The 305-nt window shown below is 52.5% G+C and carries 1 protein-coding gene; it reads right to left on the bottom strand.

Annotated elements, in window-relative coordinates:
- A partial coding sequence (locus Q0954_RS34695) for a hypothetical protein (RefSeq protein ID WP_299466863.1) occupies window positions 1-305 on the bottom strand: 305 nt, incomplete at both ends.

Below are 305 nucleotides of genomic sequence, written 5' to 3' on the forward strand. Positions count from 1 at the left end.
AGGGTGGTCTCTAATGCTTCTTTATACGCCTTGATCATTGCCTGCACCTCCATGGGGTAGTCGCCCACTTGCCCCGGTACCATGCCCACCAGGGTTTTGGCAATGCTCCATATCCCTTTCCACTGGTCGAGGTAGCCGGCTTGTCCGTAACGCAAGGGCGGCTTTGCCAAGCCCTGGCGCAACAACACCGCCAATTGGTATTGCCAATGGTAACGTTGCTTGATGCCCTCCACTAATCTTTCTTCCTTGCCGCATCTATAGCGTCTAAACACGCCAACTGCAAATTGATCAGTTTTTCGTAGAGA

It is taken from the genome of uncultured Microscilla sp. (assembly GCF_947493425.1).
Taxonomy (GTDB): Bacteria; Bacteroidota; Bacteroidia; order Cytophagales; family Microscillaceae; genus Microscilla.